The organism is Pseudoalteromonas sp. TB25, assembly GCF_000497995.1.
Lineage (GTDB): Bacteria > Pseudomonadota > Gammaproteobacteria > Enterobacterales > Alteromonadaceae > Pseudoalteromonas > Pseudoalteromonas distincta.
Genome location: NZ_AUTI01000458.1, coordinates 48,677 through 58,518, shown reverse-complemented (window position 1 = coordinate 58,518; position 9,842 = coordinate 48,677). Strand labels below are relative to the sequence as shown.

At 39.7% G+C, this 9,842-nt stretch carries 7 protein-coding genes and 1 pseudogene; 4 read left to right on the top strand and 4 right to left on the bottom strand.

Going from position 1 to position 9,842, the window contains the following annotated elements; translation table 11 throughout:
* A partial coding sequence (locus tag L652_RS0123110) for an NCS2 family permease (RefSeq protein ID WP_029770364.1) occupies nt 1–985 on the top strand: 985 nt, incomplete at its 5' end.
* Between the two features lie 73 nt (nt 986–1,058).
* On the opposite strand, the gene L652_RS0123105 is transcribed toward L652_RS0123110, so the two are convergent.
* Entirely contained in the window at nt 1,059–1,817 is a 759-nt protein-coding gene (locus tag L652_RS0123105; RefSeq protein WP_024594743.1) for a hypothetical protein, read from the bottom strand.
* A 324-nt stretch (nt 1,818–2,141) separates the two neighbouring features.
* Here L652_RS0123105 and cysB point away from each other — a divergent pair, with 324 nt between their 5' ends.
* On the top strand, nt 2,142–3,119 hold the full coding sequence (gene cysB / locus L652_RS0123100) for an HTH-type transcriptional regulator CysB (RefSeq protein WP_002961670.1): 978 nt from the start codon (nt 2,142–2,144) through the stop codon (nt 3,117–3,119).
* A 76-nt stretch (nt 3,120–3,195) separates the two neighbouring features.
* Here the strand turns inward: cysB and L652_RS0123095 are convergent, their stop codons facing one another.
* From L652_RS0123095 to pabB, 3 genes are all read right to left on the bottom strand, one after another.
* Nucleotides 3,196–4,572 carry an L-serine ammonia-lyase gene (locus tag L652_RS0123095; protein WP_024603668.1) on the bottom strand — a complete coding sequence of 459 codons (1,377 nt, stop codon included), beginning with the start codon at nt 4,570–4,572 and terminating at the stop codon, nt 3,196–3,198.
* Between the two features lie 101 nt (nt 4,573–4,673).
* Nucleotides 4,674–5,249, bottom strand: a complete 576-nt coding sequence (locus tag L652_RS0123090; protein WP_024594770.1) for a CoA pyrophosphatase — start codon at nt 5,247–5,249, stop codon at nt 4,674–4,676.
* A 6-nt stretch (nt 5,250–5,255) separates the two neighbouring features.
* A complete protein-coding gene (gene pabB / locus L652_RS0123085) occupies nt 5,256–6,614 on the bottom strand; it encodes an aminodeoxychorismate synthase component I (RefSeq protein ID WP_024594771.1) in 1,359 nt (452 codons plus the stop codon).
* A 155-nt stretch (nt 6,615–6,769) separates the two neighbouring features.
* Here pabB and L652_RS01000000124330 point away from each other — a divergent pair.
* Both L652_RS01000000124330 and L652_RS0123075 read left to right on the top strand, forming a co-directional pair.
* Nucleotides 6,770–8,301: pseudogene (locus L652_RS01000000124330) on the top strand (fumarate hydratase).
* A gap of 430 nt (nt 8,302–8,731) precedes the next feature.
* Nucleotides 8,732–9,772, top strand: coding sequence for a Glu/Leu/Phe/Val dehydrogenase (locus L652_RS0123075; RefSeq protein ID WP_024595520.1), 1,041 nt, complete (start codon nt 8,732–8,734; stop codon nt 9,770–9,772).
* The last annotated feature ends 70 nt before the right edge of the window (nt 9,773–9,842 follow it).

Sequence of the window (9,842 nt, the reverse complement as noted above, 5' to 3'; positions counted from 1 at the left end):
TGTTTTTATGTCGGGTTGTATATTTTTATTTTTAAGCTTATTTAAAGTCAGAGAATGGATTATTAATGCCATACCTCTGGTGCTCAAGCGAGCTATCGCAACAGGTATAGGTGCTTTTTTAGCCTTAATTGCCCTTAAAAATGCAGGTATTATTGTCTCAAGCCCAGCAACATTAGTGCAATTGGGCGACATTACTTCCCCAGGCCCATTATTAGCTATATTAAGCTTTTTTGTAATTGCAGCGCTTTTATACCGCGATTTTAAAAGCGGTGTACTTATTAGTATTTTATTAGTGACTGGCATTGCACTAAGTTTAGGGCTAGTTGAATATCACGGTGTTATGGCTATGCCACCATCAATAATGCCTACTTTTATGCAATTAGATTTTGCCGCCGCTTTTGATATATCAATGATGAGTGTTATTTTTGCATTCTTGTTTGTCGATCTTTTTGATACTTCGGGTACATTAGTTGCGGTCACTCAAAAAGCTGGTTTAGCTGATGAAAAAGGTAACATGCCTCGTTTAGGACGCGCACTAAGTGCTGACAGCTCAGCAACAATTGCAGGTGCGATGCTAGGCACGTCTACGACTACATCGTATATAGAATCGGTTGCTGGTGTTTCTGTTGGCGGACGTACTGGCTTAACGGCTGTAGTTGTAGGTATTTGCTTTTTACTAATGATGTTTTTTGCACCGCTTGCACAAATGGTACCGGCTTATGCTACGGCAGGTGCTATTTTATATGTCGCTGTACTGATGCTACAAAATTTAAAGTTTGTAAATTGGGATGATATGACCGATGCAATTCCTGTTACTGTAGTATTACTAATGACACCATTAACGTTTTCGATTGCGCACGGTATTGCACTTGGCTTTATATCTTATACAGCGGTAAAAGTATTGTGTGGTAAGCAAGATCAAATCAGTATTAGTGTTTGGATATTGACAGCCTTGTTTGTTTTCAAGTTTGCATTTTTGTCTTAATGACTAACAAATAGACAAAAAAGCCTGCATAAATTTAATTTGTGCAGGCTTTTTTAATACTTTTATAAAAGAATTACCATTTCTTTTTAGGAGCAAACAATATATCTAAGTCGTCTTGCTCTTCTTCTGTTTTCTTTTTAAGTGCGCTTGCATTAGAAGCTCTAAGTTCAACACTAATTGCTTCTAAGTAACCTTCAACTTCTTGGCGTTTTGTTGTTACATATTCATCGGTGTATGTAACTGCATTGAGCGTTGCCTGTGCTTTTTCAAAATACTGCCTTGCAGAGCCAACCATACTCGCTGAGCGGGCAGATAAGCCACGTTTTATTTGGCTTTCGATATTAATACGCAGTTGTAGTTTTTCAAGACGTTTATCTTCTAAAACAAAAACTTGGCTATCAATACGACCTTTATTATGTTCAGAGCGTAAAATTGAGCGTAATTTTTTAATACCTTGAATTAGGCCAACAAGCTGCTTGTCATTACTCGGTAGCGTTAGGGCTTCACTGCTGTTGTCTAGAACTGCATTGGTGAGGTGCGTTTTAGCCTCACCTAAGCGGCTTTTGAGTGCTTTGGATGTTGGCGAACTAGTAACCATCGTGTTTAATGCTTCGTAAATACGGCGTTGCAATACACGGATTATATTTTCAGAAAGAGGTATATTGGCACTATTCATTAGTGCTTCTTCTGTTTCTTCTATTATAGCTTTTTGTTTTGTTAGCTCTTTGCGGCGTTCCGCTTCTTGTTTTTCTTTGTGTTGTTGTACAGCACTTACCCAAAGTGCAATCACAATCAATGCAACTATAAGCACTATTATAATAGAAACGATCATGGTGTAATTCTCGGATATATAACCTAATTATTTAATCTTACATTAAATATACGTTAACAGGGTAGCTTTGCGCCGATTAACTTAAAAAATACACCAAAAAATTGATAGGTTGAGCTCTTTATAAACCGTAGTCATCCTAAGGGCTTATAAACTAAAGCTGAATAAACATCGCTACCTGAAGCATATTTATTATGCTAGCCTTGAGCTCTAATCAGATAATTGCACACCTAAAGACCTAAAGTGATATTTTACGCAAATAACACTTGGTTTTAAGCGGTATTGCCTTTATAAATAATATGAATAATAACGTTAAAATTTGCAGCCATGAAATTACAACAACTCAGATACATCGTAGAAGTACAAAATCATAAATTAAATGTTTCAGCGACTGCTGAGAGTTTATTTACCTCGCAGCCAGGAATTTCTAAACAAGTACGCATGTTAGAAGATGAGTTGGGTGTACAAATTTTTGGTCGCAGTGGTAAACATTTAACGCATGTAACCGGTGCTGGCGAAGATATAATTAATATTTCTCGTGAAATACTCTCCAAAGTAGAAGGTATTAAAGCCGTTGCTAATGAGCATACGCTACCTGATCAAGGTAAGTTAAATATTGCCACAACACATACCCAAGCCCGTTATGCTTTGCCTAACGTTATTCAAGGGTTTATGAAAAAATACCCTGCGGTATCGCTTCATATGCACCAAGGTACTCCACAGCAAATATCGGATGCTGCAGCACGCGGTGATGCCGACTTTGCTATTGCAACAGAAGCACTGCATTTGTATTCAGATTTAGTTATGCTGCCTTGCTACCATTGGAACCGCAGTATTGTTGTTGCTAAAGACCATCCTCTCGCTAAAAAGGCAAATAGTTTAACTGTTGCTGACATTGCCCAATATCCACTCATTACATATGTATTTGGTTTTACGGGCCGCTCAGAGTTAGATAAAGCGTTTAGCGCACACGGGCTTGAACCACACATTGTATTTACTGCAACCGATGCTGATGTTATAAAAACATACGTACGACTGGGTTTAGGAGTTGGTGTTGTCGCTTCAATGGCGATAGATCAAGTGAGCGATACCGATTTAGTGTGTATTGATGCAAGCCACTTATTTGAAGCAAGCACGACCAAAATTGGTTTTAGAAAGGGCAGCTTTTTACGTACCTATATGTATGATTTTATTGAACGTTTTGCACCGCACTTAACTAAAGAGCGCGTAGAGCGAGCAAGCTTGTTACGTAACCAAGATGACGTAGATAAGTTATTTGCAGATATAGAGTTACCCGTTAAATAAGGTGATTGCATTGAACGAACAATAAAAAAGCTGTCTATTTTAAAATAGACAGCTTTTTCTCTTTATAGCGAGCTGATTAACATTCGATAATATTAACTGCTAATCCACCGCGAGCGGTTTCTTTGTATTTGGTTTTCATGTCGTTGCCGGTTTCAAGCATGGTTTTAATCACTTTATCAAGTGATACCTTTTGCTCGCCACTGCCACGAATAGCTAAACGTGAGGCATTAATTGCTTTAATCGCGCCCATTGCATTACGTTCAATACACGGTACTTGTACTAAGCCACCAACAGGGTCGCACGTGAGGCCTAAATTATGTTCCATACCAATTTCTGCTGCGTTCTCTACTTGCACAACATTGCCACCAACAATTTCTGTTAATGCGCCTGCAGCCATAGAGCACGCAACGCCAACTTCACCTTGGCAACCTACTTCAGCACCCGATATAGAGGCATTCTTTTTATATAAAATACCAATAGCAGCAGCCGTTAATAAATAACGTGTGGCTATATCGCGGTCTACTTCTTTCACAAATGTGTGATAGTACATAAGCACAGCCGGTAAAATACCCGCAGCACCATTAGTTGGTGCGGTAACTACACGGCCACCTGCCGCATTTTCTTCGTTTACGGCAAGGGCAAATAAATCAACCCAGTCCATTGCACGAAGTGGGTCGTTACTGACCTCTATATTTAGTTTTAAGTATAAGCTAGGCGCTCGGCGCTTTACTTTTAAGCCGCCAGGTAGGATACCTTCGGTACGCATACCACGGTCAATACAGGCCATCATTACTTTCCAGATATGAAACAGCGTGTCTTTTATTTCATCTTCAGTGCGTAGTGTTTTTTCGTTCTTCATCATTAAGCTTGAAACACTAAGCCCTGACTCTTTACACATCTCTAGTAGCTCTTTTGCGCTACTGAAAGGGAAAGGAGCTGGGTTTTCTTCTCTAATATCAAGGGCTGCTTGTTTTTCGTTTTCAAACTCTTCATCAGTAACAATAAAGCCACCGCCAATAGAGTAATATACTTTGCTGTAAACTTTTTCGCCGTTGTTTGAGGCGATAATTTCCATTGCATTAGAGTGCTTAGGCAGCGTTTTGCGACGATGAAAAACAATAGCGCCTTGTTTTGGAAACTTAGCTTTGTGTGTTTTGTTTAGATAAATAACCTGATCTTTTTCGATGGTCGCTAAAATGTCGTCGACTAAATCGGCATCTATAGTTTCAGGGTCATAACCGGCTAAACCAAGAATTACGGCTTTACCCGATCCATGGCCAACACCTGTTTGTCCCAAAGAGCCATAAAGCTCTACTTTAATATCGGTAACATTTGCTAATAATTGTTGTTCTTGTAGGTCATTAACAAATAAGCGTGATGCGCGCATTGGGCCAACGGTGTGTGATGACGAAGGGCCAATACCAATGCTAAACATATCAAATGCACTGATCATAATGTGTGTCTCTACTTTGTTTTATCAGCACGAAGCTGCTCTTTGAACGGTCGAGCATGATAACGTGGAATTGTGATTGTGTAACTACTAATAACGAAGATTTAAACTGGTAAGGCGAGTTGTTTTGTAAAGTTTTTTATAATGCTTGCAGTCGCACCCCAAAGTAAACCATGTGGCGTTTTAAAACCTTGCAAAATAACCGTTTTCCCAAATCGTTGAAAAGGTAAGGGTTGCCAATTAGCTTCGTTATTTAACTCAGTGACCGAGAGTAAAAAGCTCGCTTGTACTTCATTATAGTCATTTTCCCAGGTGGTGCCTTTATTAAGTAAACCCACATAGGGGCTAATACTAAAACCCGTTAATGTTGAATACTCAGGTAAATGACCTAATACATTAACGTTGCTTTGGGCAATATTTAGCTCTTCTTTTAGTTCGCGAAGGGCTGTGGTGCGAAGGGTAATGTCGCTTACTTCAAACTTACCTCCGGGCAAACAAATCTCCCCAGGGTGATGGTGTAAATAAGTAGGGCGTTTACACAGTAAAATATGTGCATGATTATCTATATCAATAATTGGCAGCATAACAGCGCTAGCACGTTTTTTACGCGTGTCTTTTAACTGGTTTGGCGCAGCTGTAGGGCTTAACAGAAACCGCGCCATAATGTGTTCACTATTCAAAGCGACCTACTGTTTTAATAAAGGGAGGATTTTATTTACTTTATCGTAAGTTTCTTGATATTCCAATTCGACTTTAGAATCAGCTACTATTCCGCCACCTGCCCAGCAGTAAATTTGCGCTTTGTGGCACACCAAGGTACGAATAGTGATACTCGTATCCATATTTCCACATGCACTTAAATAACCAATTGAACCACAATAAATGCTGCGGCGATGTGGTTCTAGTTCTTCAATTATTTCCATCGCTCTAATTTTGGGCGCACCGGTGATTGAGCCACCCGGAAAAGCCGCTTTTAACTGATCGACCGCTGTTTTGCCTTCATCAAGTTCTGAGGTTACCGTGCTTACTAAATGATGCACTGCCGGAAAGCTTTCAATAGCAAAAAGGGAAGGGACGTGGACGCTGCCAGGTTTTGCCACTTTGCCTAAGTCGTTACGCAGTAAATCAACAATCATGACATTTTCAGCGCGATCTTTAGCTGATGCTGCGAGTATTTGGGCTTGGCGTTGATCCTCCAGCGCATCCGCTTTTCGCGGCAGAGTGCCTTTAATAGGTTTGGTTTCTACAACGTTATTATTTACAGATATAAAGCGCTCAGGGGAAATTGATAAAATTGCCCCTTGAGGGTGATTTATAAAGCTCGAAAATGGCGCTTTATTTGCCTCACGCAGTTTAATATAAGCCGCCCAAGGGGAGCCTTCAAACTGAGCGTTAAAGCGCTGCGCTAAATTAATTTGGTAACAATCGCCACTTTTTAGATACTCCTCAATTTGGGCAAACTTTGCAGCGTATTCCGTTTCGCTCATATTTGATTGCCAGTCGCTGTTTAGGGCAAAGGACTGCGTATTAACTTGGGAGTTAGCGTGTGTATTTAAGTATTGCTCATAAAGCGCTAATCGATCGGTGTTTGGCTGCGATACATAAAACCAGCTTTGTTGCTGCTTGTCGTAAATAAGGGCATCTAAGTAAAGGCCAATAGCCATTTGGGGAAGATTAATATCTTCAATAGCACGAGTGGGGATGTTTTCAATTGTACGCCCTAAGTCGTAGCCAAAGTAGCCAAGCCAGCCGCCGTTAAAGGGTAAATCGTAATCGGCTTTTGTTTTAGCAAGATGCGAAAGCTCATTATTCATAATTTCAAAGCAGTTATCACTACTTTCTATATTATTTAAAAAGCTTTTATTATTTTTTACTTCAAGGGTACTTTGCGGCTCAATAGCAACAATATCAAAACGGCTGTTTATATGATTACTATTTGCAGAATCTAATAGAATTGCATAAGGCAAATGTGAAAAATGCGCAAAAACGTCAATGCAGTTTTGTGTTATGCCTAATTTAATACAATTTTTTTTATTGTTTAGCATTTACTGCCCCTTTAAGAACTGGCTCGAAACGGGCTGGGAGGGTATCATAAGTCAAATTTTTTGGCAGCACTAAGCTGCAAAAAACAGTGCAAACCACCGTCACCGGTTTGATTTAGATTACGCGACAACGCGTAACGGTAACTTAAGGAACCACTATGAGTACAATTTGTCAGCAAGACTTTATTGATAGCATTGAAGATGCATTGCAATATATTTCGTTCTATCACCCACTTGATTTTGTTCAAGCACTCGAAAAAGCGTACAACAAAGAACAAAGTAAAGCGGCTAAAGACGCCATTGCACAAATTTTAATTAACTCACGCATGTCGGCTGAAGGCAAGCGTCCACTTTGCCAAGACACCGGTATTATTACCTGTTTTGTTAAAGTAGGTATGGATGTTAAGTGGGATAAAACAGATTTAACCGTTCAACAAATGGTTGATGAAGGTACTCGTCGTGCATATTTGAATCCAGATAACCCTTTACGTGCATCTATTGTTGCAGACCCTGCTGGTACGCGTAAAAATACTAAAGATAATACGCCTTCGGTTGTGCATATTGATTTAGTAGCGGGTGGAAAAGTAGAAGTAATGGTTGCGGCTAAAGGCGGTGGCTCTGAAAACAAAAGTAAAATGGTTATGTTAAACCCGTCAGATGATGTTGCTGCATGGGTAGAAAAAACACTACCAACAATGGGTGCTGGTTGGTGTCCGCCAGGCATGCTAGGTATAGGTATTGGTGGTACGGCTGAAAAAGCAGCAGTAATGGCTAAAGAGTCGTTAATGGATCCGGTTGATATCCATGAATTAATGGAACGCGGCGCAGAGACAACTGAAGAAAAACTGCGTTTAGAAATTTTTGACCGTGCTAATAAATTAGGTATTGGCGCACAAGGTTTAGGCGGTTTAACAACGGTTGTTGATGTTAAAATTAAAACAGCACCAACGCATGCAGCTTCAAAACCTGTAGTAATGATCCCAAATTGTGCGGCAACTCGCCATGTACATTTTACGCTTGACGGTTCTGGCCCTGCTAATTTAAAAGCACCTAAACTAGAAGATTGGCCACAAGTAACATTTGAAGTGGGCGAAGGCACACGTCGTGTTGATTTAAATACACTGACTAAAAAAGATGTTCAAGAATGGAAAATGGGTGAAACCGTTTTACTTTCGGGTACTATTTTAACAGGTCGTGATGCAGCGCATAAACGTTTGCAAGATATGATCAACTCAGGTGAAGGTTTACCTGAGGGCGTAGACTTTGATAATAAATTTATTTATTACGTAGGCCCTGTGGATGCGGTACGCGATGAAGCAGTAGGTCCTGCTGGCCCCACAACAGCNCAGCCACTCGCATGGATAAATTTACCGATATGATGCTAGAAAAAACAGGCATTGTAGGCATGATTGGTAAAGCTGAACGTGGCCCTGCGACTGTTGAGTCTATTAAAGAGCATAAATCTGTTTATTTGATGGCTGTAGGCGGCGCAGCTTACTTAGTATCTAAAGCGATTAAAAAAGCGCGTGTTGTAGCTTTTGAAGATTTAGGTATGGAAGCTATTTACGAATTTGAAGTAGAAGATATGCCAGTGACTGTTGCAGTAGACAGTGAAGGCGCCAATGCGCATACACAAGGCCCTGCTATCTGGAAAGCTAAAATTGAAGAGCTTGATAGCAAGCTAAAATAACGTACGTTTTGTGTTTTTAAAAAGCGAGCCTAGTGCTCGCTTTTTTGTTTTTTTAAATAGGGTTATTAGTAAGTTTACAGCTCTGACCAGTTTGCGAAAAAGCTCACTTTTTACTGAAAACCTATAGGCAGCAGTACGTGTCGGGCAAGTAGCACTTGTATATTAAACTTTACATGCAATCGCTGTGTTACGTGTACGTAAACGTAAGTTAGTGAGATTCTTATATTCATAGTAATTAAAACTTACAAATGATGGTTTTGTGAATTTTTTATCTGTATAAAAGTTTTAATTAGGTTATTTAATTTAAGTTTAATGTTTTCATTGGTTTTATCATCTGTGAGTATGGCGAACACGTATATGAAGTGATAAAGTCTCGGCAATTTCCAGCGCGCATACCCTCTCACGGGTTAACTATTTCGGAGTATTTTAAGTGGCTGTGTTTAATCGAGTTGAATTTGATAACCATGAACAAGTGGTTTTTTGTTCTGATGAAGAGTCGGGTTTAAAAGCAATTATTGCTGTACATAATACCAACCTAGGTCCTGCAGTTGGCGGATGTAGAATGTGGGATTATGCGAACGACGAAGATGCTGTTTATGACGTGCTACGTTTATCAAAGGGCATGACTTATAAAAATGCAGTTGCGCGCTTACCCTTTGGTGGTGGTAAATCTGTAATTATAGGTAACGCGAAAGAAATTAAATCTGAGCAATTATTCCGTGCATTTGGCCGCCAGTTAGAGCGATTAAATGGCAGCTATTACTCAGCAGAAGATGTAAACATCACATGTGCTGATGTAGCTATCATGAATAAAGAAACTAATTACGTACTGGGTCTTGAAGGTAAAAGCGGTAACCCATCGCCATTTACAGCATACGGTACGTTTTTAGGAATTAAAGCAGCGCTACAGCATCAACGCGGTCATCAAAATTTTGCAGGTGTGAAAGTGGCTGTTCAAGGTTTAGGTGCTGTTGCTTATGGTTTATGTAAACATTTACATGATGCGGGCGCTGAGTTGTTTGTAACTGATATTAACCAAGCTGCCATTGACCGTGTAGTAAGTGATTTTGGTGCAACTGCGGTTGGCATTGATAACATTTACGACTTAGATGTTGATGTTTATGCACCTTGTGCATTAGGTGCAACCGTTAACGATTTAACGATACCGCGTTTAAAAGCGACTATTATTGCAGGCTGTGCTAATAATCAGCTGGCAGAATCTCGCCACGGTGAAGTTATTCGTGAAAAAGGCATTTTATATGCACCAGATTACGTAATTAACGCCGGTGGTATTATTAATGTTTATTACGAAACAGCGCCAGATGGTTACAGTGCAGCAGCGTCTAATAAACATGTTGAAGGTATTTTTAATACGTTAACTGAAATCTTTGCCCGTAGCGAAAAAGAGCAAAAATCAACGCATTTAATTGCTGACGAATTAGCGCAAGAGATCATTAAAAACGGTCTGTGATCTAAGTTCTAATTTATATAAGGGTGTGCAATTGCACACCTTTTGTTTATCTGTAAGTTAATGCAATTGT